This window comes from Glutamicibacter sp. NPDC087661 (assembly GCF_044743275.1).
GTDB lineage: Bacteria > Actinomycetota > Actinomycetes > Actinomycetales > Micrococcaceae > Glutamicibacter.
In genome coordinates, this window is record NZ_JBIUWE010000005.1 from 22,305 (window position 1) to 42,993 (window position 20,689).

The following is a 20,689-nucleotide window of genomic DNA, read 5'->3' on the forward strand; positions in this document are numbered from 1 at the left end:
AACTCGCGGGCCAGTAGGATGCCTTTTCCGGCAGGCTGCTGGCCGGCGTTTGCTACCGCTGGCCCGAGGCAGCAGGCGAGGCCAGTTCTCCGGCGTAGCCCTTGATCGCCCGGGCGTAGAGCGAGGCATGGCGCGCTAATGCGCTGACCGCCAGCTGGACCGCTTCGGTGGATTGCCCGGCATCGTGCAGGGCCAGAACCAGGAAGGCCTGGGCGTCGGTAAAGATCGGTGAATCGGCAGTGATCTGCTGCAACAGTTCGATGGACTGGGTGTACTGCCCGAGATTGCGCAGCGTGCTGGCTAGCTGGAGCAGCGCTTCATCGTGCCTTGGCGCTTCCAGCCCAGCTTCCAGTGCCGCCCGGTAGGGGCCGACCGCTTGTTCTTCTTCCCCTAGGTAGTCGTGCAGGGACGCGACCTCGAAGAGCACCCGCGGATCCTGCGGAACCTTGCCCTGCACCAGGAGTGCCAGTTCGGTGCGCAACTGTTCAGGGCGTTTGCCATTGGCTGAGTTCCAGAACTCTTCGATGCGCTGATCCCATGATTCCATGGGGCCAGTCTAAGCGAGGCAAGGCAGCTTAAACGCAAGAGAGGGAAACCCGGACACGGGTTTCCCTCTCTTGAAAAGTTCTAATTAATTCTGGTGGGCGTTAGCTGCCGCAACCAGATCCTCAGCCTTTTCCGCGCGACCCATCAGGTGCATCGGGATAGCGAAAGCCAAGAACATCAGAGCGAAGCTGACCAGGGTCGGCCACCAAGCAACCTCAAGGGTCCAGTAGCCCAAGGTGTAGACGCCAGCCGAGAACATCACGAAGAAGATCACGAGGTTGACGATATTGCCGACAAGGCGGCCTTCACCGGAATGGGCAGTGTTCTTGCCGTTCGAGTACACTTTTTCTCCTTGGGAAAACGGATTGGTGCGATTTCCTAGTAGCTGGAACCGCTTTGCTCTCCCTCTAGGATAGCAACTCCTGAGCTAGAACCTAGCCGGGTCGCACCGGCCGCAATCATGGCCCGCGCGGTTTCAACACTGCGAACGCCGCCCGAGGCCTTGACACCCATTTCCGGGCCGACGGTCTTGCGCATCAGCTCGACGTCTTCGACGGTCGCGCCGCCGGTGGAGAAACCGGTGGAAGTCTTGACGAAATCAGCGCCAGCGGCCTTTGCGGCCTCGCAGGCCAGGACCTTGGCTTCCTCGGTGAGCAAGCAGGTTTCGATGATGACCTTCAAGATGGCTCCACCTTCATGCGCGGCCTGCGCAATGGCGAAGATCTCGTTGACCAAGGCATCCCGATCGCCACGCAGGGCGGCAGCAACGTCGATCACCATGTCGATTTCGTTGGCACCGTCTGCAACTGCGTGCTTGGTTTCGAATACCTTGGTATCGGTGGCCGAGGCACCCAGCGGGAAACCGATGACCGAGCAGGTCAGTACGTCCGAGCCTTCCAGCTCGCGCGAAACGGTGGAAACCCACAACGGGTTGACGCAGACCGACTTGAAGCCGTACTTCTTGGCTTCGTCGCAGATCTGCACAACTTGTTCGCGGGAAGCATTCTGAGCCAACAGGGTGTGATCGATGTAGCTTGCGATCTCGCGGGCGCTTAGTTCAGTCATCATTTCCTCTAACAATAAAGATTTCAATCATTTCAAATGAAGGTCTCGAAGGGGTAAGCCTAGTTGGCATTCAGGTAAGCTGCCAATTCATCCTTGATTGCCAAGACCTGCGCGGTAGCGCGTTTGCGGGCTTCAGGGACCTCGGCCAGATCATCGACCGGCTCAATAGTTTCCAAGTAGCACTTGAGTTTCGGTTCCGTTCCCGAGGGCCGAACGATCACTCGGGCACCGGAAAATGTATGCAAGACCATGGCGTTGGTCGCAGGGAGCTTCTCGGTGCCCCTGGACAGGTCGGTCACCTCGGAAACCTCGGAGCCGCCCAGCGAGGCCGGAGCGTTCTTGCGGATCCTTTCCATGAGCACCGGGATCTGCGCCAAGTCGGTGAAGCGCAGGGACAGCTGGTCGGTGACGTGCACGCCATGCTTGGCGGCCAGTTCATCCAGGCGGTCCGGGATGGAGCTGCCCGAGGCCTTCAACTGCGCAGCCAGATCGGCCAGGACGATCCCGGCAGAAATCCCGTCTTTGTCGCGCACCAGTTCCGGGGCTACGCAATAGCCCAGGGCTTCTTCGTAGCCGTAGCCCAGGTCCTCAACGCGTGAGATCCACTTGAATCCGGTCAAGGTTTCTTCGTGCTCGCGTCCGGCGTCCTTGGCGATGGCTGCCAGCATGCGCGAAGACACGATGGAATTGGCCAATTTCTTGCCCTCTGGCAAGGTCTTGGAGACCTGGTCCCCGAGCAGCCAACCTACCTCATCGCCGCGCAGCATCCGCCAGCTGCCGCCGTCGAGGATGGCTGCCGCGCAACGGTCGGCATCGGGGTCATTGGCAATGACCAGATCAGCACCGACCGTGCGGGCCAGTTCCAGCGACAGGTCGATGGCCCCTGGCTCCTCGGGGTTAGGGAACTTCACGGTAGGGAAGAGCGGATCGGGGTGTTCCTGCTCAACGACCATGTGCACGTCGTCGAAACCAGCGTTCAGCAGGGCTTGGCGCATGGTGTGGCCACCCACGCCGTGCATTGCCGAAACCACAATTCGCAGATTCTTGCGCACCAGGCCCTGCGGCTGGTTAGCTTCGATGATCGGGTGGATGGAAGCGAGATAGGCTGCCTCGATATCGCCTTCTTCGCCTGGGGCCGGGAGCACTTCCCAACCGGACTGTGCCAGCGGGATCTGCGCCACTGGCTGGTCATGGTCAATCAAGGAAGCGATCTGCGCATCGATGGGGGAGACGATCTGAGCCCCGCGGCCCGGCGCATCGGTGATCCTGCCGCCCACGTATACCTTGTAGCCGTTGTCCCGCGGAGGGTTGTGGCTGGCCGTGACCATGACGCCGGCTTCCGCGCTGAATTCACGAACGGCCCAAGCCAGCACCGGGGTCGGCAAGGCCGAGGGCATCAGCAGCACCTCAAAACCGGCAGCGGCGAAGACGGCTGCTGAATCCTTGGCGAAGGCATCCGAGTTGAAACGGGCATCGAATCCGATGACGACCTTCGGGACATATCCGCCGTTGGCCTTTTCGCCCAGGAAACGGGCGATGCCCGCAGCGGTGCGCAGGACTACCACACGGTTCATGCGCATCGGGCCGGCGCCCAATTCGGCACGCAGGCCTGCGGTGCCGAATTCCAGGACGCCGCTGAAGCGGTCGGCGATGTCCTCGAAGGCCAGCGCGTCGCCGTCGGTGACGCGCTGGATCAGTAATTGCAGTTCTTCCTGCGTTTGCGGATCGGGATCCTGGGCTGCCCATTGGCCCGCCGCATCAAGCAACTGGATTTTCTGCGTGTGATTCACTGATTTCCCTTCGAAGGACACTGACTGCTTCTTTGCGCCGATAATGCGAGGCTTAGAGCTTCGCGATGATCTGTGCCAGCAACTTGGAGATGCGCGGACCGGCGGCCTGGCCGGCCTCGATGACTTCCTCGTGGCTCAGCGGCACCGGGCTGATGCCGGCGGCCAGGTTGGTCACCAGGGAAATACCGAAGATCTCCATGCCTGCATGGCGGGCGGCTATTGCTTCCAATGCGGTGGACATGCCGACCAGATCAGCACCGATCACCTTGGCGTACTGGACTTCGGCCGGGGTTTCGTAGTGCGGTCCGGTGAACTGCGCGTACACGCCCTGATCCAGGGTCGGATCAACTGCGAGGGCAATCTCGCGCAGGCGCGAGGAGTACAGGTCGGTCAGGTCAACGAAGGTCGCGCCCTCCAAAGGGGAGGCGGCAGTCAAGTTGATGTGGTCCGAGATCATTACCGGGGTGCCTGGGGTCCAGTTCGGATTCAGGCCGCCGCAACCGTTGGTGAGCACCAGCTGCTCGCAGCCGGCAGCTGCCGCGGTGCGGATGGGGTGGACTACCGCGCGCACGCCGCGCCCTTCGTAGTAATGGGTGCGGGCACCCAGAACCAGGACCCGCTTTCCAGTGGACGTCAGGATCGAGGAGATACTGCCCTTGTGCCCGGGTACGGCCGGGGCATGGAAGCCTGGAATGGAGGCGGCATCCAGGGTGTGGGTGGTTTCGCCGATGAGTTCGGCGGCCTGGCCCCAACCGGAGCCCAGGACCACCGCGATGTCGTGTTTTTCGACGCCGGTCTGTTCGGCGATTGCCTGGGCAGCTTGTGCCGCCAGGACCTGTGGGTCATTTTGCATATCAGTCACGGGAAATACGCTACCGGTAGCGGGGCGCTTTGTCAGGTGAAACTAGTGCTTCAGATTCAAAATCACGTTCCGGGATCGTGCTTCGATGTGCGCAATCACCGTGCATGGTGAACAATAGTGAATGTGAGCGCAGATCGTAGGAATGAAGCAACCCGTTTAGTTATTCTCGGCGGAGGACCTGGCGGCTACGAAGCTGCCATGGGTGCAGCCCAGCTGGGCGCCAATGTCACCGTCGTGGAGCGTGCAGGCATGGGCGGTTCAGCGGTGCTGACCGACGTCGTGCCCTCCAAGACCCTGATCGCTACGGCGGACGCAGTGCGCCGGGTGAAGCACGCAGAGACCTTTGGAGTCCACGTTGACGGCCTCGACTCGGCCGTCACCGACTTCTCGGTGGTGAACCACCGCCTGCTGGATCTTGCCAAGGAGCAGTCCTCGGATATCCGCACCACCCTCGAACGCGCTGGCGTGCGCATCGTGATCGGCGAGGGCCGCTTGCTGGACGACCACACGGTTGCCGTATCGCACCCGGATGGTTCCGAGCAGGAAATCGAAGCGGACGCCATGCTGATTGCCGTGGGAGCCCACCCGCGCGAACTGCCTACCGCCAAGCCTGATGGCGAGCGAATCTTCAACTGGACCCAGATCTACAACATGAACGAGGTGCCTGAACACCTGATCGTTGTAGGCTCCGGCGTTACCGGTGCAGAATTCGCTTCGGCGTACAACTTGCTCGGTGCCAAGGTCACGCTGGTTTCCTCGCGCGACCGCGTGCTGCCCGGCGAGGATGCAGACGCAGCTGGCGTGCTGGAAGATGCTTTCAAGGACAACGGCGTTAACGTTGTTTCCCAGGCTCGCGCCGAGGGCGTGGAGCGCCAGGGCGACAGGGTGCTGGTCACCTTGGCGGACGGTCGCGTGCTCGAAGGCAGCCACTGCCTGGTTGCAGTGGGCGGCATCCCCAATACCGCCAACATGGGTCTGGAAGAAGCCGGTGTGCAGCTGACCGACTCGGGCCACATCAAGGTCGATGGCGTTTCGCGCACTACCGCAACCAACATCTACGCTACCGGCGACTGCACGGGCGTCTTCGCCCTGGCTTCGGTAGCAGCCATGCAGGGCCGCATTGCCGTGGCCCACCTGCTCGGCGACTCGGTAAAGCCATTGAACCTGGATCTAGTGGCATCCAACGTCTTCACCTCCCCGGAAATCGCTACCGTGGGTGTGACCCAGCGTGCGGTTGCCGAGGGCAAGTACCAGGCCAACATCATCAAGGTTGACCTGAACACCAACGCTCGTGCCAAGATGATGAACGTGGACCAGGGCTTCGTGAAGATCGTTTCCCGCAAGGGCTCGGGCACTGTTATCGGCGGTGTTGTGGTTGCTCCGCGTGCCAGTGAATTGATCTTCTCGCTGGCACTGGCGGTCCAGAACAGCCTTCATGTTGATGACGTGGCTGAAACCTTCACCGTTTACCCGTCATTGTCCGGTTCGCTGGCCGAAGCGGCACGTCGCCTGCACCGTCATCGGTAGGTTCTGAAGAACTTTTCCAGGGCGGCATTTCCCTTGCATTCAGGGAGATGCCGTCCTTTTGCCATTAATGCCGTAATACAAGCTCTTGTGACGCCATTCACTTTGCCGACCGACTCTGATATAAGTGTAAAAACCGTCTTCTCAGGTCACGTCTCAATATGTGGAAGCGCATATTCCTGCTAGTAGGCCCGTGGATTGCCGTTTGCTGTTCATTTTCATTTCATCTGGTGTCCAAATGCTGGACATCAATATCCGAATACTGGTCACCGAGGTTTACGATTATGGCAACGTAAATGAACATCTGACTCGTACTTTCACTCTAAGGAGCAGCCTCCATGTCGCAGGCTAACCAAGCAGTGGCGCCGAAGGAAAACACCCGCGGTCGCGTGCTGTTTGCCAGCATGATTGGCACCACTGTCGAATTCTTCGACTTCTACGCCTACGCCACCGCGTCGGTTCTCGTTTTCCCGGCGTTGTTCTTCCCTAACGCCTCCACCATCAACGCGATCCTTTCATCGTTCGCGATCTTCGGCGTGGCTTTCGTGGCTCGTCCACTGGGTTCGATCATCTTCGGCCACTACGGCGACAAGCTCGGCCGCAAGGGCACCCTGGTGGCGTCACTGCTGCTGATGGGCATTGCCACCTTCCTAATCGGCTTCCTGCCGCCGGCCGCGGGCAACTGGACCGTTTTGGCTCCGACCGCACTGGTGCTGCTGCGCTTCGCACAGGGCCTGGCGCTGGGCGGCGAATGGTCCGGCGCTGCGCTGCTGGCCACCGAGAATGCGCCGAAGAACAAGCGCGCCATCTACGGCACGTTCCCCCAGCTGGGCGCACCCATCGGCTTCATCATCGCGAACCTGATGTTCGTGGCCCTGCAGACCTTCTGCACTGCAGAGCAGTTCATGGCATGGGGCTGGCGCGTTCCGTTCTACTTCTCGGCAGTCATGGTGATCATCGGCCTGTGGGTACGCCTGAAGCTGGTTGAATCCGCGTCCTTCAAGAAGGTCCTGGACCAGAAGAAGGTAGTGAAGTCGCCGTTTGCGGTGACCATGAAGAAGCACTGGCGCCCAACCCTGGCCGGTACCTTCATCATGCTGGCAACCTATGTGCTGTTCTACCTGATGACCTCCTTCACCCTGACCTACGGCACCCAGCCAGCTACCGTCGAGCAGGCGACTGCTGCAGCTGAAGCCAAGGGCAAGACCTTTGACGCCGCAGGCTTCGTTCCGGGCTTGGGCATTGAACGCCCGACCTTCTTGACAATGCTGATCATCGGTGTCGTCTTCTTCGGTATCTTCACCGTGGTTTCCGGCCCGTTGGCTGAGAAGTTCGGCCGCCGCAAGTTCCTGATCTGGGTTACCGCGGGCATCTTCGTCTTCGGACTGTCGTGGACCCTGTTCTTCGGTCCAGGCCAGGGCGCTGCCATGGCCGGGCTGATCATCGGGTTCACCCTGATGGGTCTGACTTTCGGCCCAATGGCTGCGTATCTGCCTGAGTTGTTCCCGTCCAATGTCCGCTACACCGGCTCGGCTGTTGCCTACAACATGTCCTCGGTGATCGGTGCGGCTCCTGCTTCCTTCGTGGCTGTAGCCCTGTGGAAGGCCGGTGCGGGCAACACCACCGGCGTTGGCCTGTACTTGGCACTTGGCGCGGTACTGACCTTGGTCGCGCTGTTCATGACGCGCGATACCTCTGACATGGACATGGAAGAGTGGGTCGAGTAGTTCGACAGTCTTGCCGAGGGAACGGCTCGGCGAATCATCAAGCCATGATGATTCGCCGGGCCGTTTCCCGTTTCCGTGCAGCCTGGATGAATACGAGCTGAAAAGGGCCATCAACCCCTGACAACTTGATGCGCGGCATGGAAGCATGGGACGCGGAATATCCAATACCGAAGGGGAATGCTCATGCGTATTGCAGTTGCGGGAGGCACCGGCGCTATCGGCACGCTGGTGGTCGAAAAACTCAAGAGTGCTGGCCACGAACCAGTGGTGCTCGCACGGTCCGTGGGATGCGACCTGGTGAACCGCAACGCGGTAAAGCAGTGGCTGGTTGACTGCCAATCGGTCATCGATGTTTCCGGAGTTTCCACCACCAGCTCTGCTGCATCCATGCGGTATTTCACCCACTCGACGGCCAACCTCGTCAGTGTGGGGCGCGAGTCCGGGGTGCAGAACCACGTGGCGCTCTCGATCATCGGAGCGGCCGAAGTGGATTCCAGCTATTACGCGGGCAAAGCCGTGCAAGAGCGGATGCTGCACATGCTTCCCGGTGGCTATACGCTGCTGCGCTCGACCCAGTTCCACGAATTCATTGGCCAGAATATCAAGCGTCTGGGCGCGGGTCCGGTGCAGATGGCGCCGAAAATGCGGATGCAGCCCATCGCGGGCATCGAAGTGGCTGCAGCACTAGTGGATCTTGCCGAGGGGTCGGCGCAGGGCGTGGTGCAAGACCTTGCTGGGCCGCAAGAAGAATACGCTCCCGACCTGTTTGCCAAGTACCTGCAGGCCCAAGGCAGGTCTCCAAAGATGGTTGAAGTGCCTGTTCCTGGCCCCATGGGCAAGGCCATGCGTGATGGGGGACTGCTGCCAGGCGGTTCCGCCCGGTTGGGCCACGAAACCTTCGATGCCTGGCTAGCGCGGCAGTAGCCCGAACCAGCCTCCTTATTCAGTATCCATTGGCTGGCGTGCGGGAACTTCCAGCATCCGAATAGCCGTGACAAAACAAGTGGATTCTGGAAGCATCACGTCATGGACGAAAAAGAACCGCATGTTCCCTACAATCCCACGCCTCGGGACTTTCCCGGCTTTGCGATGCCAGCTTCAGTGCCGCAAGGCATGCGTCTGGAGCTGAGCCGTTCAAGGATCAAGGATGGGCAGGATGAGAACTTTGGCGCCTGGATCGACATGCTCAATGCGCGCTACGAGGAATGCGAAGCATCCTTATCGGCACAACGGGCAGCGCTGGAAGCAACATTCAGGCATGTGGAAGCCGATGGTTCAATATGGATCTACCACCTGAGCCTGGTAGGCGAGAACGGCGGCGGGCTCGATACGCAGCAGGATATCGATGCGGCGCACGAAGCAGCTAGCCGCCAGGCGAAAATGCCTGGCTGGGAAGAACTTGAACCGAAGTTCCTGCTCATGCCCGATCACCTGAAGGCATCCATGGCGCACTGGGCAGAACATGGACAGGTGCCAGAGTAGAAGATTCCAGTTGCAGAACGACGCAGGGCCTGGACATATCTGTCCAGGCCCTGCGTCGTTGCAAACGAGTGCTACTTGGCTTCTTCGATCGAAGCGATGACCGCGCCCGAGGACAGGGTCTCGCCCGGGGCAACTTCCAAGCCGCTGACCACGCCATCACGGTGCGCAGTAATCGGCTGCTCCATCTTCATCGCTTCAAGCACGACAATCAGATCGCCCTGGGCCACGGCCTCGCCATTCTCAACGGCAACCTTCACGATGGTGCCCTGCATCGGCGAACGCAGTTCTGCGCTGTTCGCGCCAGCGGAGCTGGCTGCCTTGCGGCCCGGCTTGCGCTTCTTCTTGCCTGCGGCCTTCTCGGCACCGTTGGAGGATACCGAGCCCAGCGACGAAGGAAGGGTGACTTCCAGGCGTTTGCCGCCCACCTCAACGGTCACGCTGGTGCGCTCGTCCTCGGCTGCGTCCTCGCCGTCCATTGGCATCGGGTGGGGCTCGATGGCGGTATCGAATTCGGTTTCGATCCAGCGGGTGTGGACCTTGAATGGCCCCTGGGTCGGAACGAACGATGGATCGCTCATCACTGCGCGGTGGAATGGCAGTACGGTAGCCATGCCCTCGATCTGGAATTCTTCCAGCGCACGGCGGGCACGAGCCGCAGCCACTTCACGGGTGCTGCCGGTGACGATCAGCTTGGAGATCATCGAGTCGAAGTTCCCTGAAACGCTTTCGCCCTGCTCGATGCCCGAGTCAACGCGAACGCCGGGCCCCGATGGCAGGTTCATCTTGGAGATGGTGCCTGGGGTCGGCATGAAGTTGCGGCCGGCATCTTCGCCGTTGATGCGGAACTCGAAGGAGTGGCCGCGGATCTCCGGGTCGGTGTAGCCCAGTTCTTCGCCGCGGGCGATGCGGAACTGCTCGCGAACCAAGTCCAGGCCGGTGACTTCCTCGGAGACCGGGTGCTCAACCTGCAGACGGGTATTAACCTCGAGGAAGGAAATGACGCCATCCTGGCCTACCAGGAATTCGCAGGTGCCCGCGCCGTTGTACTTTGCTTCGCGCAAGATGGCCTTGGAAGCTTCGTACAGCCGGGTGGTCTGCTCTTCGCTCAGGAACGGGGCCGGCGCTTCTTCAACCAGCTTCTGGTTGCGGCGCTGCAGCGAGCAGTCGCGGGTGGAGACGACAACCACGTTGCCGTGGATATCGGCCAAGCACTGGGTCTCCACGTGGCGCGGTGCGTCCAGGAAGCGTTCGATGAAGCATTCGCCGCGGCCGAAAGCCGCGACAGCTTCACGCACTGCCGAGTCGTACATCTCGCCGATTTCTTCGCGGTTGCGGACCACCTTGATGCCGCGTCCGCCGCCACCGTAGGCAGCCTTGATGGCCAGTGGAAGTCCGTGCTCGTCGGCGAAGGCGTATACCTCGTCGGCCGAGGCCACCGGATCCTTGGTGCCGGGAACCAGCGGAGCGCCCACCTTTTCAGCAATGTGGCGGGCCTTGACCTTGTCGCCGAGCTGGTCGATGGACTCTGGCGAAGGGCCAATCCAGGTCAAGCCCGCGTCAATAACAGCCTGGGCGAACTCGGCGTTCTCCGAGAGGAAGCCATAGCCCGGGTGGATCGCGTCGGCGCCGGAGCGTTCAGCTGCGTCCAGGATCTTCTCAATGCGAAGGTACGATTCAGCGGCGGTGGTACCGCCCAGCGCGTAGGCTTCATCAGCCAGACGCACATGCAGAGCATCGCGATCCGAGTCGGCATAGACCGCAACGGACTCGATTCCTTCATCGCGTGCGGCACGGATAATACGCACTGCAATCTCGCCGCGGTTGGCGATAAGCACCTTCGTCAATGGATTCATCATGAACCTTGTCTTTTAAAAATAGGGTTTCTCAGCTACGAGCCTATCGTTTTTGTGGGAACTATATGTAGTTATCGCCTAGAACGAGGGTGTTAGGGCGAATTTTTTGGAGGAATCCTACAAAGGAGCTTCGTGCTGGCTCTTCGCGGAACCTGCCCCGCGAGGCTTGCAGACCCTGTCGCCCGCGAGGCCTGGAAAGGGGCGCGGCTCTCCGCTGGTGCGCTGGCAGCGCTGGCATCTGCCCTAGTCTTCGCGCACCCGGCGAACTAGGCTATCGCCAAGATGGAAAACAAGGAGGCAGTCGTGGGAAATCAAGGCAAGGCGCTCTGTGCGCTGCTGGCTGCTGGAACGCTCGCCTTGGCCGGTTGCTCCAGTGGGAGCGGCATCCCGGCGCTTGACCGCGATCCGGCTGGAACCGACCAGTGGCCGGGGGATAGGAGCCAGTTGGAGAACCTTGGCATGCAATCCGTGCGTTTTCTGGTCACGCACGGCAACGCCGACTACTTCGCCACCGCATCGGCAGATGCGCAAACGGCTTGCCTGTTCAAATTCGCCCAAGGAGAGGCCTCGGCAGCTGGCGGATGCGGCGGGGCCGGGGACGCGGATGCCATCGTCGAAGTGAGCGCCCCTGGAACGAGGATGATGCTGGTCCGGGCCGGAGCCGACTTCTCGGACTTGGAAGAGGCGGGCTGGACCAGGATCCACGAGAACATTCTAGTGTTCTAGCTGGCCGGGAGCCAAGGGATTCCTGAAGGGCCGCTTGACGCCTGCAGGATTGGGCTATCCAAGGTTGGCGCCCATGGTGTACACCACAGGTCCCTCTGCTATCGCGGTGCGATGCAATACCTCGAAACCGTGCCGCTCGTATAGGCGGACGTTTCTCTCGTTGGATGTTTCCAGCGACACCTCGGGATAGTCCGACGCGGCAATATGGTTCAGGCACCGGCTGATGAGTGCCGAACCAAGACCCCGTCCAACGCTGGATCCAGCAACCCCAAGCGTGGCAAAGTCCCACGCGTTCTCAGGCCGCTGTGGCAGGTCGGCTCCGTAGGTGATCTCCAAGCGATCGCCCATCAGCTGCGAAATCTCTTCCTGCATGCCCAAGCCAGGCTCTGGACAACTTGGTGGCAGGAGCGCAGCGACACCGTCGAGGTCCTCGCTGACCAGGACGACTCCATGCTCCAGAGCGTGGGAAAGGTAGACGGCTTGAAGGCGTTCCAAGCGCTCCAGGTAGCGATCGGCTGGAATGCTCCACCGTGTCCAGGGGTAGAACGCAAACGCCTCGGCCAAAGTAGAGGACGCACTGGGAATATCCGCGCGGCGCGCGGAACGGATAGCTGAAGTCACATCCATATCCTAGCCAAGCCAACCCGGCCTCCCGCCGTGCGCCGCCACGCCATGGTTCCGGCCTGGCATGAATCAGCCCCGGCAGCTACGCCTGCCGTTCGCGGTGCCGCCTGACGGCCGCGCGATTGGCGCAACGCACCGAGCAGAAACGCTGGCGCCCGTTGCGTGTCACGTCCACAACCACGTGGCCGCAGGGTGCGGCCTCGCAGCGCCGCAGCCGGTGCATGCCCCTGGTGGTCAGGTGCAATGCCGTGCCCACGCAGAAGACCGAGCGCAGCACCTGGGGCATGCTTTGGCCGTCATCGCGATAGTGCAGGTGCCAACCCTCCCCATCGTGGTCCACCAGGCGCGGATAGGCCGAAGCTCGAGCCGCCTGCAAATTCAGCAGCAGCGCCCGCTCGGGATCGGACGGCGCGTCAACGATGTCCAGCCAGTCATCCACTACCGCGCGCGTTTGGGCATAGTCCGAGGCGAGCCGCGGAAAAGGCATGGTCATGCCGCTCTGCCGGGTGCGTTGTTCGATGCCGTCGCGGTCCGATGGCCAGTCATTGGCCAGCGACGCAGCGAGGAGCACCGCATATTCTCCGTAAGGGTTGAGTTGCATAAGAGCATTACATCATGCTGGAGCCATGACTATTGCACAGCACAGCCAAGCCGTTGATTCCCGGCAGGAAACCGATGTCCATGAGCACTGCTGGGAGATCGGATCCAGGCATCGGACTTCCGCCGGGATTGTTGAATACTTCCATTGCCGCCGCTGCCGGCGCCACATCATGCTCCAGCGCGGGTTCGGGCACGAACAGATGCTGCTGAGCAGGGAACTGCAGGCATGAAAAAGGTGCCTTCCGCTGTGGGGCGGAAGACACCATTTGCCGGCCGGAACCGGATTATTTCCAGAGATCCACGATGCTGATCCCGGCTTGGGCCAGCAGGCCGCGCAGCACGAAGACATCCAATCCGACGACGTTCTGGAAGTTGCCTTCGATGGACTCGATGAAGGCTGCAGCCAGCCCGTCAATGGTGAATGCCCCGGCGCAGGGCAGCGGTTCCCCGCTGGCGACGTAGGCCTCGATCTCGGCATCATCCACGGTGGAGAAATGCACCACGGTGGAAGATACCTGGCCGCGAGCCTGTTCCGGATTGGCGGGATCAATCAGCCAATGGCCCGAGTGCAGGATTCCGGTAGAACCGCTCAGCTGCAGCCATCGTTCGCGGGCTACCTCTTTGGTGTGCGGCTTGCCGTAGGCCACGCCATCAAGTTCGAAGACCGAATCGCAGCCCAGCACCACGGTGCCTGCCGGATGATCTGCCTGGGTCACGTTCTCGGCCTTGGCACGAGCCAGCAGCAATGCGGTCTGCGCTGGACTCTGCTCGCCGTTGCGGGCCACGGCAGCTGCCAGCACCGCATCTTCATCCACCTCGGAAACCTGGGTGGTGAATTTGATGCCCGCATCGGCCAGGACCTTCTTGCGTCCCCACGAAGCCGAAGCCAGCAGCAACCGGGGTCCTGTCTTCATCTGTTCGCTCATACGGCGGCGTTCTCCTTGGCCTGGTCCTGGCTGGAATTATCAGCGGAAGTGCTTTCCCCGGAATCCAGCATATCGTTGAGTTTCGATCCTTCGACATCAACATCCGGCAGGATCTTGTCCAGCCATTTAGGCAGGTACCAGGCCTTGTCGCCCAGCAGGTGCATCACTGCCGGAATGAAGGTCATGCGGATGATGAACGCATCGAAGAGCACACCGAAAGCCAGCGCGAAACCGAGCGGGCGGATCATTGCCAGGTGCGAGAACACGAAGCCGGCGAAGACCGAGATCATGATCAGCGCAGCGGCGGTGACGACCGGTGCTGCCATCGAGAAGCCGGAACGGACCGCGTCCTTGGCCGGCTCGCCGTGAGCGTAGCGTTCACGCATCGCCGAGACCAGGAAGACCTGGTAGTCCATGGCCAGCCCGAACAGGATGCCGGTGAGCAGGATCGGCAGGAAGCTGAGCAGCGGACCGGGAACGTTCACATCGAAGAGGCCGGAGAACCAGCCGAACTGGTAAACCATGACGCTGGCGCCGAAGGCCGCGGCCAGCGAGAGCAGGAAGCCACCGGTGGCCAGCAATGGAACCACGACCGAACGGAAGACCAGCAGCAGCAGGATCAGCGACAGGCCAACCACGATGCTCAGGTACGGTACCAGGGCGGCGGTGACCTTTTCGGAGACGTCAATCTGCGCGGCAACCTGGCCGGTCACGGCAATGTCAGCACCCGTGGCCTCGGAGAACTCCGAGTAGTCCGCACGCAGCTGGTGCACCAGCGCTTCGGTGGCTTCCGAGGAAGGGCCATCGGTAGGGATCACCTGAATGGCTGCCAAGGTACGGTCTTCGGTCATGGTGACTGGAATTGCGGCCACCACGCCGTTGTATTCGCGCAGTTTCTCGGCCACATCGAGGCTAGTTTCCTCAGCTTCGCGCTCGCTGAGCCCTGCAGGCAGATCAGCTAAGACCAGCAGCGGGCCGTTGTAGCCGGAACCGAACTTGTCGCTGGTTTGCTCGTAGGCCTGGAAGGCCTGCGAATCGGCAGGTTCTGCACTGCCATCAGGCAAAGCGGTTCGCATCTGCGTGGCCGGCAGGGCGATGGCACCCAGGACGACTATCACCAGCAGGGTCACCGGAACAGCGATCTTGGTGACCATGCGCACCCAGCGAATGGAGAATGATTCCTTGATCTGGGGATTCTCGGCATCCGCAGCTGCCTTCTTGCGGGCCCGCTTGGAAACCAGTTTGGTGCCGGCCAGGGACAGCAGTGCTGGCAGCAAAGTGATGTTCAGCAGCACCGAGCAGAACACGGTGAACGCGGCCGACAGGCCCAAGACGGTCAGGAACGGAAGCCCTGGAACAGCCAGTGCGGCCAGTGCGATGATCACGGTCAGACCGGCGAAGACCACCGCGTTGCCGCTGGTTCCGACGGCGCGTGCAATCGACTCTCCGACCTCCATGCCGGACAGCAGCTGCGAACGGTGGCGGTGGATGATGAACAGCGCATAGTCGATGCCCACCGCAAGGCCCAGCATGAGAGCCAGGGCAGGGGTAATCGAGGCCATGTCAATCAGCGAGGAGAACGCCATCGTAGTGCCCACGCCAGCGCCCACACCGAGGATCGCCAGCAACAGCGGCAGGCCGGCGGCGACCAAGGTGCCGAGCATGGCAATCAGGACAATGGCAGCGATGACCACACCAATGATTTCCGAGGCTCCGAAGACCTGGGACATGTCCTGCATGATCTCCTTGGAGAACAGCACCTCCACGCCGTTAGCCTGTGGACCTGCGGCGATAGCCTTGATCTGCTCGCGGTCATCGGGAGTCAAAGCGTCGGTCTGGACCTTGAAGGTCACCTGCGAAACTGCAGTACTGCCGTCTTCGGAAACGAAACGCATATCGGAGCTTGCGCCCACCTGGCGCGAAGCGAATTCCAGTTCAGCGCGGCCGGATTCCAGATCCTTCAGGCCTTGCTCTATGTCCTTCTCGCCCTGCTCAAGCTCGGCGGTCTTTTCCTTGATAGTTTTTTCGCCGTCTTCAAGCTGGTTCTTGGCTTCTGTCAGCTCGGCCTTGCCTGCAAGGAACTGGGCCTTCTTGGCATCGAATTCACGTTGCCCGGCCTCCAGCTTGGCCCTGCCGGCATCGAGCTCGGCCTGGCCTTCGCTCAGCTTCACCTTGTTGCTGGCGATCTCAGTTTTCGCTGCATCCAGCTGCGCCTTGGCGTCGTCCAGCTGGGTTTTGGCGGCGCTAAGCTGGCTGCGGTTCGCGTCCAGTTCCTGATGGCCGGCCTTGGCCTGGGCCTGTCCAGCGTCGAGTTCCTTGCGGGCAGCGTCAAGCTGCTGCAAGCCGGCTTCGGCCTTGGCGATCTGCTCCAGTGCCTCGGTGGCCTGCTGCTTGCCGGCGGTCGCTTGGGCGATAGCTTTCTCGGCTTCGGGTTTCGCGGCTTTCGCCGCAGCCAAGGCGCCTTCGCTGTCCGCTAGTTGCTTAGTGTACGCATCAATGTCGTCTTGGTTTCCGGCCGCCTCTGCCTCCGCCAAGAGCTGCTTGGTACTCTCGATCTGGGCCGGTAGTTCCTCGATGCCCTTTTCAGCCTCGGCCAGTCCTGCCTGTGCGGCGGCCAGGCCATCTTCAGCTGACTTCAGACCCGTGGTGGCTTCTTCCTTGCCGGCCGACAGAGTTGCGTCGAATTCTTCGCGGGAAGAGTCGCCCAGCAGCTGGTCCATGCCAGCCTGGTACTCCTTCTCGCCCGCGGCGAGCTTGGCATCAGCGGCATCGAGCTTCTGCTCGCCAGCGTCGAACTTTGCGCGGCCAGCGTTGTATTCGGCCGTTCCGTCCTTGTACTGGGCTAATCCGGCGTTGTACTTCGCTTCGCCAGCTTCCAGCTGGGCACGACCCGAAGTCAGCTCGCGCTGGCCGGCTTCCAGCTGCGCGCGGCTATCGGCGAGCTGCTTTTCAGCGGCGGCAATTTGCGGCTCGGCAGCCTGGATTTCCTTCTGGCCGTCAAAGTACTGTGCCCAGCCATCGGTGAGTTCCTCGCGGCCTTCCTTGAGCTGCACCTTGCCATCGGCAATCTGCACCTTGGCATCGTCAAGCTTTTCCTGGCCGTCAACGAGTTCCTGCTGCGCTTTCTCCAGCTCTGGCTGCGCCTTATCGAGCTGTTCCTGCAGTTGGAAGGGGCTCATGGCTTCGACTACCTGGGACTGCATGGCCAGCTGTTCCAGGGACTCGGCGACGGCCTGCTTCTGGGTTTCGTTCAGCGGCCGGTTCGAGCTTTCACGGAACACAATCGAGCCAGAGCCGCCGGCGAGATCCGGGAGCTCTTCCTTCATTCGGTCGAGGGTGCGCTGGGTTTCAGTTCCGGGCAGGGTGAAGGTATTCGATAGCTGGCCCATGAACAAGCTGGCGCACAGGCCGATGAAGATGAAGGCCGCCAGCCACATTGAAATGACGCGGTAGCGGTGCAGGTGTGCCCATCGAGCGAGGCGGTAGAGGAGGGAAGCCATGAGCTTAGATGTCCTTCAAGGTGCTAGTGCTGGTCAGCGGCAAGGCGGTAAAACCCTGGTCAAGGGTTTTCATGGCCTGGGTAATCAAGGAATGGAAGACGGAGATGAGCTCGGGGGAAATATCCAGACCGTGAGTTTCGGTAGCTGGCAGACGCTCGATCCACTCATCAAATGCTGCTTGGCCTGCGCCGAGCAGAGCATGGGTAAAGACTCTGATGGAAAAACTGTCGGCCTGCGGATAACGGCGGGCGACTTTTTCGATGACTTCCGTGGTGGCTGTCCGCCATTCGTTCATCGTGGCGGGGAAGCCGCAGTTGGCTTCTTCCGTTCGCAAGAATGCACCAAACTGGGCCACTTGCCCGAGCATCTGCGACACGTCATCAGACTTGAGCGATTCGATGATCGCTTCGACCAGAGGCATGGAGTCGGTTAGGTCGCTAATGGAATCCACCATGGTTCCCAGAACCTGGTGCAGGGGATAGGAGAAGACCGCATCTACTGATGGAAAATAGTTGAAGAGTGTACGGCGCGAAACACCGGCCGCTTCAGCGATCTGCGTAGCGGTAAGCGCCGTGGCAGAGCCTTTGCGAAGCAGGTCCGCGACGGCTTCAACGATGGCTTGTTTCGTTGCTCGTTTGTTTAGTTCGCGGCGGGTGCCGGTACTCGGGGAAGTCACATAACTTACACTACGTGCAAAGTTGCACCCTGTGCAAAGTGAATCCGTGTGACCTTTAACCGGAAATCGGCGCACGAGCAATAGTGCTCGTGCGCCGATTTCCTTCAGCAATGCCTACTTGGTTGCAGTTGCCTCAGCATCTGCCGCTGAGATGCTTTCATCAGCGAAGGGGTTGCCATTGCGTGGTGCGTTGTACATGTCAATGTCCAAGATGCCCTCGCGCTTGGCGACGATGGTTGGAATCAGTGCTTGGCCGGCGACATTTACCGCGGTGCGGCCCATATCAATGATCGGGTCAACGGCCATCAGCAGGCCAACGCCTGCCAGCGGCAGGCCCAGGGTGGAAAGGGTCAGCGTCAGCATGACGATGGCGCCGGTAGTGCCTGCGGTTGCTGCCGAGCCCAATACGGAAACCAGCGCAATCAAGAAGTAATCGGTGAGGGACAGCTCAATACCGAAGAACTGGGCAACGAAGATTGCTGCGATCGCCGGATAGATGGCAGCGCAGCCGTCCATCTTGGTAGTCGCGCCCAGTGGCACTGCGAAGGAAGCGTAGCCCGAAGGCACCCCGAGGTTGCGTTCGGTCACGCGCTGGGTCAATGGCAGGGTGCCAATCGAAGAGCGTGAAACGAAGGCCAGCTGCACTGCAGGCCATACACCCGAGAAGTACTGCTTGATTGACAGGCCATGTGCGCGGACCAGTACCGGGTAGAGCGCGAATAGCACCAGTGCCAAGCCGACGTAGATCGCAACGGTGAACTTGCCCAGTGCGCCAATAGTGTCCCAGCCATAGGTGGCAACAGCGTTGCCGATCAGGCCAACCGTGCCGATCGGCGCGATGCGGATGATCCACCAGAGGACCTTCTGGATGATCGCCAGGATAGAGGCCGAGAACGCGAGGAATGGTTCGGCCGCCTTGCCAACCTTGAGGGCAGCGACGCCCACGGCGATGGCAATGACCAGTATCTGCAGGACGTTGAAGCTGATCGAGGTGGAAGCGGTTGCTTCATCAACCAGCTTGGTGCTCGCGCCCAGACCCAGGAAGTTGGCTGGGACCAGGCCAGTGAGGAAGCCGAGCCAGTCGCCGGTCTTGCCATCGTATTCATCTGGCATGCCCTGGCCGGTATTCGCTCCGGGGCGGAAAACGGTGCCAAGAACCATGCCGATGATTACCGAGATCAAGGCAGTGATGGCAAACCAGAGCAGGGTCTGCCACGCAAGGCGTGCCGCATTGGTGACCTTGGCCAAATTGGCAATTGAGGCGACAACCGCAAAGAAGATCAGTGGGATCACTGCAGTGCGCAGCAACGCAACGTAGCTGGAACCAATGATCGACAGGGCTTCACCCAGCCCGTTGGGTTCCTCGGCGGTGCTGCCGGTGTACTTGGCTAGGAGACCCAGTAGAAGACCAGCAATCAGCGCCGCAATGATCTGCGGGCCGAAATTGGTCATCCAGCGTGGAAGCTTAGATGAAGGTGCGGTAGTAGACATGCGTTCAAGATTAGGGCGCTTTTCTTCGTCGGCGGCAGTTTATGTTACGCAACATGACGGTATTTCGCCGTTTGTGCTTTATTGCACTGAAAAGCGGTGTCTAGGGTCACTGGACCGGCGAAATGACGCACGATTTGTGCGAAGACTTCGGTGCGAGGACACAGATCTTCACATGGGAATTTTTGGCTCTGTGCCATTGTTGCTGGACTAATCGCCGCGACTGTGCTTCAAGAAGCATCGCTCACTTCACGCAGTTTGCTTTCGTATCCTGGACGCGAGCATGCCGCGAAATGCGACCAGCAAGCAAGTGGCAGTTCCTCCCAGTGCCGCCCCGCCGGCAACGGCAAGGACGACACCGGGACCGCCGGCGCCGATAAACCCCAAGAGGTGAATTCCCAGCCCCAGGACCAGCAGGGTTGCTGTAGCGGCGGCGCAAATGGCAATGCTGAACCAATGCAGTGAGCTGGCCTGGCAGAAGGTTCGGCGCCGAAGCTTCAATATGAGGATCCAAAAACAAATCAGGGCAATCTGCAGGAAAACAAGCCCGGCCGTCACTGCGCACCGGTACGGGGTCGCCAGATGGGCCACTTCGGGATGAATGTAGGTGGTCTCTTCGATGAACATCGGCAAAATCAGCACTTGGCCAAGGAGCGCCCCGAGGAAGATTGCGATGAGTGCGATTCGGGCGGGTAAAATAGCGAAACCGGTCATCTAATGATTGTCGACTATTATCTATCGTTAATCAATAGCTTGTTATCGTTTTTCCCTGGAATATAAAGCTGGGCTCTTCAGTGCTGCTTCCGTGATCTTGACCTGTCGGAACCATATGGAAAGGTAGAAGCCAGCAAGGCGTGGGGAATCCGTGGTTGCTGCATGGGCCGGAACTGAAAGAAGGAAATAGTGCGGGTTTATATCACTAGTGTGTGCGTGGATGATCAGGCGAAAGCTAAAGCGTTCTATACCGAGGTGCTGGGCTTCAAGGTCAAGCACGATATACCTGTGGGCGAATACAGCTGGCTGACCCTTGTTGCAGCGGACCAGGAGCAAGGTCCTGAAGTGCTTCTGGAGCCTTCAGCACACCCTGCCGTTGGGCCGTACCGTTCAGCACTGAAAGCAGACGGCATCCCGGCAACTTCCTTTGCCGTTGATGATGTCCAGGTGGAATTCGAGCGTCTTAGCTCACTGGGCGTGAAGTTCACGCAAGAACCGACGGATGCCGGACCCGTCGTGGTTGCGACCTTTGATGACACGTGTGGCAATCTTATCCAGATTTCCAGCTACAAGGGATAAAACGAAT

Annotated in this window: 20 protein-coding genes; 7 read left to right on the plus strand and 13 right to left on the minus strand. The window is 60.5% G+C overall.

Annotated elements, in window-relative coordinates; all coding sequences use genetic code 11:
* Window positions 1–52: 52 nt before the first annotated feature.
* The 5 genes from ACIOTN_RS13540 to ACIOTN_RS13560 all read right to left on the minus strand — a co-directional run bounded on the left by ACIOTN_RS13540 (window position 53) and on the right by ACIOTN_RS13560 (window position 4,254).
* The gene (locus ACIOTN_RS13540) at window positions 53–547 is read right to left on the minus strand and encodes a tetratricopeptide repeat protein (protein ID WP_332498369.1); all 495 of its coding nucleotides are present in this window, start codon (window positions 545–547) and stop codon (window positions 53–55) included.
* A gap of 84 nt (window positions 548–631) precedes the next feature.
* Complete coding sequence (locus ACIOTN_RS13545) at window positions 632–889, minus strand: hypothetical protein (RefSeq protein WP_105657110.1); 258 nt, start codon at window positions 887–889, stop codon at window positions 632–634.
* Between the two features lie 35 nt (window positions 890–924).
* On the minus strand, window positions 925–1,611 hold the full coding sequence (gene deoC, locus ACIOTN_RS13550) for a deoxyribose-phosphate aldolase (protein ID WP_400290567.1): 687 nt from the start codon (window positions 1,609–1,611) through the stop codon (window positions 925–927).
* 59 nt (window positions 1,612–1,670) lie between these two features.
* Entirely contained in the window at window positions 1,671–3,401 is a 1,731-nt protein-coding gene (locus tag ACIOTN_RS13555) for a phospho-sugar mutase (protein WP_105661907.1), read from the minus strand.
* A gap of 52 nt (window positions 3,402–3,453) precedes the next feature.
* On the minus strand, window positions 3,454–4,254 hold the full coding sequence (locus tag ACIOTN_RS13560) for a purine-nucleoside phosphorylase (RefSeq protein ID WP_105657112.1): 801 nt from the start codon (window positions 4,252–4,254) through the stop codon (window positions 3,454–3,456).
* 126 nt (window positions 4,255–4,380) lie between these two features.
* Between ACIOTN_RS13560 and ACIOTN_RS13565 the strand changes: the two genes are divergently transcribed.
* The 4 genes from ACIOTN_RS13565 (at window position 4,381) to ACIOTN_RS13580 (ending at window position 8,996) form a co-directional block, all read left to right on the plus strand.
* Window positions 4,381–5,790 (plus strand): NAD(P)H-quinone dehydrogenase, encoded by a 1,410-nt coding sequence (locus tag ACIOTN_RS13565; protein ID WP_181148819.1) that lies wholly within the window; start codon window positions 4,381–4,383, stop codon window positions 5,788–5,790.
* 335 nt (window positions 5,791–6,125) lie between these two features.
* The gene (locus ACIOTN_RS13570) at window positions 6,126–7,514 is read left to right on the plus strand and encodes an MFS transporter (RefSeq protein ID WP_105657113.1); all 1,389 of its coding nucleotides are present in this window, start codon (window positions 6,126–6,128) and stop codon (window positions 7,512–7,514) included.
* Between the two features lie 183 nt (window positions 7,515–7,697).
* The gene (locus tag ACIOTN_RS13575; protein ID WP_181149032.1) at window positions 7,698–8,438 is read left to right on the plus strand and encodes an SDR family oxidoreductase; all 741 of its coding nucleotides are present in this window, start codon (window positions 7,698–7,700) and stop codon (window positions 8,436–8,438) included.
* A 102-nt stretch (window positions 8,439–8,540) separates the two neighbouring features.
* The gene (locus ACIOTN_RS13580; RefSeq protein ID WP_286134141.1) at window positions 8,541–8,996 is read left to right on the plus strand and encodes a DUF6176 family protein; all 456 of its coding nucleotides are present in this window, start codon (window positions 8,541–8,543) and stop codon (window positions 8,994–8,996) included.
* Window positions 8,997–9,067: 71 nt separating this feature from the next.
* Here the strand turns inward: ACIOTN_RS13580 and ACIOTN_RS13585 are convergent, their stop codons facing one another.
* A complete protein-coding gene (locus ACIOTN_RS13585) occupies window positions 9,068–10,849 on the minus strand; it encodes an acetyl/propionyl/methylcrotonyl-CoA carboxylase subunit alpha (protein ID WP_402735613.1) in 1,782 nt (593 codons plus the stop codon).
* A gap of 303 nt (window positions 10,850–11,152) precedes the next feature.
* On the opposite strand from ACIOTN_RS13585, the gene ACIOTN_RS13590 reads away from it, so the two are divergent.
* Window positions 11,153–11,575 carry a hypothetical protein gene (locus ACIOTN_RS13590; protein WP_146112923.1) on the plus strand — a complete coding sequence of 141 codons (423 nt, stop codon included), beginning with the start codon at window positions 11,153–11,155 and terminating at the stop codon, window positions 11,573–11,575.
* A 54-nt stretch (window positions 11,576–11,629) separates the two neighbouring features.
* Here the strand turns inward: ACIOTN_RS13590 and ACIOTN_RS13595 are convergent, their stop codons facing one another.
* Both ACIOTN_RS13595 and ACIOTN_RS13600 read right to left on the minus strand, forming a co-directional pair.
* Window positions 11,630–12,196 (minus strand): GNAT family N-acetyltransferase, encoded by a 567-nt coding sequence (locus ACIOTN_RS13595; protein WP_388024124.1) that lies wholly within the window; start codon window positions 12,194–12,196, stop codon window positions 11,630–11,632.
* An 85-nt stretch (window positions 12,197–12,281) separates the two neighbouring features.
* The gene (locus ACIOTN_RS13600) at window positions 12,282–12,800 is read right to left on the minus strand and encodes a CGNR zinc finger domain-containing protein (RefSeq protein ID WP_105661743.1); all 519 of its coding nucleotides are present in this window, start codon (window positions 12,798–12,800) and stop codon (window positions 12,282–12,284) included.
* A gap of 25 nt (window positions 12,801–12,825) precedes the next feature.
* Between ACIOTN_RS13600 and ACIOTN_RS13605 the strand changes: the two genes are divergently transcribed.
* Window positions 12,826–13,029 (plus strand): hypothetical protein, encoded by a 204-nt coding sequence (locus ACIOTN_RS13605; protein WP_146112924.1) that lies wholly within the window; start codon window positions 12,826–12,828, stop codon window positions 13,027–13,029.
* A 54-nt stretch (window positions 13,030–13,083) separates the two neighbouring features.
* Here the strand turns inward: ACIOTN_RS13605 and ACIOTN_RS13610 are convergent, their stop codons facing one another.
* The 5 genes from ACIOTN_RS13610 to ACIOTN_RS13630 form a co-directional block, all read right to left on the minus strand.
* A complete protein-coding gene (locus ACIOTN_RS13610) occupies window positions 13,084–13,725 on the minus strand; it encodes a nucleoside triphosphate pyrophosphatase (RefSeq protein ID WP_105661745.1) in 642 nt (213 codons plus the stop codon).
* On the minus strand, window positions 13,722–17,225 hold the full coding sequence (locus ACIOTN_RS13615; RefSeq protein WP_402735504.1) for an MMPL family transporter: 3,504 nt from the start codon (window positions 17,223–17,225) through the stop codon (window positions 13,722–13,724). Before ACIOTN_RS13615 ends, ACIOTN_RS13610 begins: the two co-directional genes overlap by 4 nt.
* 4 nt (window positions 17,226–17,229) lie before the next feature.
* Window positions 17,230–18,012, minus strand: a complete 783-nt coding sequence (locus ACIOTN_RS13620) for a TetR family transcriptional regulator (RefSeq protein ID WP_105661747.1) — start codon at window positions 18,010–18,012, stop codon at window positions 17,230–17,232.
* Between the two features lie 3 nt (window positions 18,013–18,015).
* Window positions 18,016–19,392, minus strand: coding sequence for a dicarboxylate/amino acid:cation symporter (locus tag ACIOTN_RS13625; protein ID WP_402735505.1), 1,377 nt, complete (start codon window positions 19,390–19,392; stop codon window positions 18,016–18,018).
* A 246-nt stretch (window positions 19,393–19,638) separates the two neighbouring features.
* The gene (locus ACIOTN_RS13630) at window positions 19,639–20,103 is read right to left on the minus strand and encodes a DUF2975 domain-containing protein (protein WP_332727266.1); all 465 of its coding nucleotides are present in this window, start codon (window positions 20,101–20,103) and stop codon (window positions 19,639–19,641) included.
* A 189-nt stretch (window positions 20,104–20,292) separates the two neighbouring features.
* On the opposite strand from ACIOTN_RS13630, the gene ACIOTN_RS13635 reads away from it, so the two are divergent.
* On the plus strand, window positions 20,293–20,682 hold the full coding sequence (locus tag ACIOTN_RS13635; RefSeq protein WP_105657125.1) for a VOC family protein: 390 nt from the start codon (window positions 20,293–20,295) through the stop codon (window positions 20,680–20,682).
* Window positions 20,683–20,689: the final 7 nt, after the last annotated feature.

Bases quoted from the DNA above. Each gene is read 5' to 3' on its own strand.
- deoC (WP_400290567.1), bottom strand. From the start codon at position 1,611: ATGACTGAACTAAGCGCCCGCGAGATCGCAAGCTACATCGATCACACC.
- ACIOTN_RS13560 (WP_105657112.1), bottom strand. From the start codon at position 4,254: ATGCAAAATGACCCACAGGTCCTGGCGGCACAAGCTGCCCAGGCAATC.
- ACIOTN_RS13580 (WP_286134141.1), top strand. From the start codon at position 8,541: ATGGACGAAAAAGAACCGCATGTTCCCTACAATCCCACGCCTCGGGAC.
- ACIOTN_RS13575 (WP_181149032.1), top strand. From the start codon at position 7,698: ATGCGTATTGCAGTTGCGGGAGGCACCGGCGCTATCGGCACGCTGGTG.
- ACIOTN_RS13625 (WP_402735505.1), bottom strand. From the start codon at position 19,392: ATGTCTACTACCGCACCTTCATCTAAGCTTCCACGCTGGATGACCAAT.
- ACIOTN_RS13615 (WP_402735504.1), bottom strand. From the start codon at position 17,225: ATGGCTTCCCTCCTCTACCGCCTCGCTCGATGGGCACACCTGCACCGC.
- ACIOTN_RS13570 (WP_105657113.1), top strand. From the start codon at position 6,126: ATGTCGCAGGCTAACCAAGCAGTGGCGCCGAAGGAAAACACCCGCGGT.
- ACIOTN_RS13600 (WP_105661743.1), bottom strand. From the start codon at position 12,800: ATGCAACTCAACCCTTACGGAGAATATGCGGTGCTCCTCGCTGCGTCG.
- ACIOTN_RS13630 (WP_332727266.1), bottom strand. From the start codon at position 20,103: ATGACCGGTTTCGCTATTTTACCCGCCCGAATCGCACTCATCGCAATC.
- ACIOTN_RS13605 (WP_146112924.1), top strand. From the start codon at position 12,826: ATGACTATTGCACAGCACAGCCAAGCCGTTGATTCCCGGCAGGAAACC.
- ACIOTN_RS13540 (WP_332498369.1), bottom strand. From the start codon at position 547: ATGGAATCATGGGATCAGCGCATCGAAGAGTTCTGGAACTCAGCCAAT.
- ACIOTN_RS13610 (WP_105661745.1), bottom strand. From the start codon at position 13,725: ATGAGCGAACAGATGAAGACAGGACCCCGGTTGCTGCTGGCTTCGGCT.
- ACIOTN_RS13585 (WP_402735613.1), bottom strand. From the start codon at position 10,849: ATGAATCCATTGACGAAGGTGCTTATCGCCAACCGCGGCGAGATTGCA.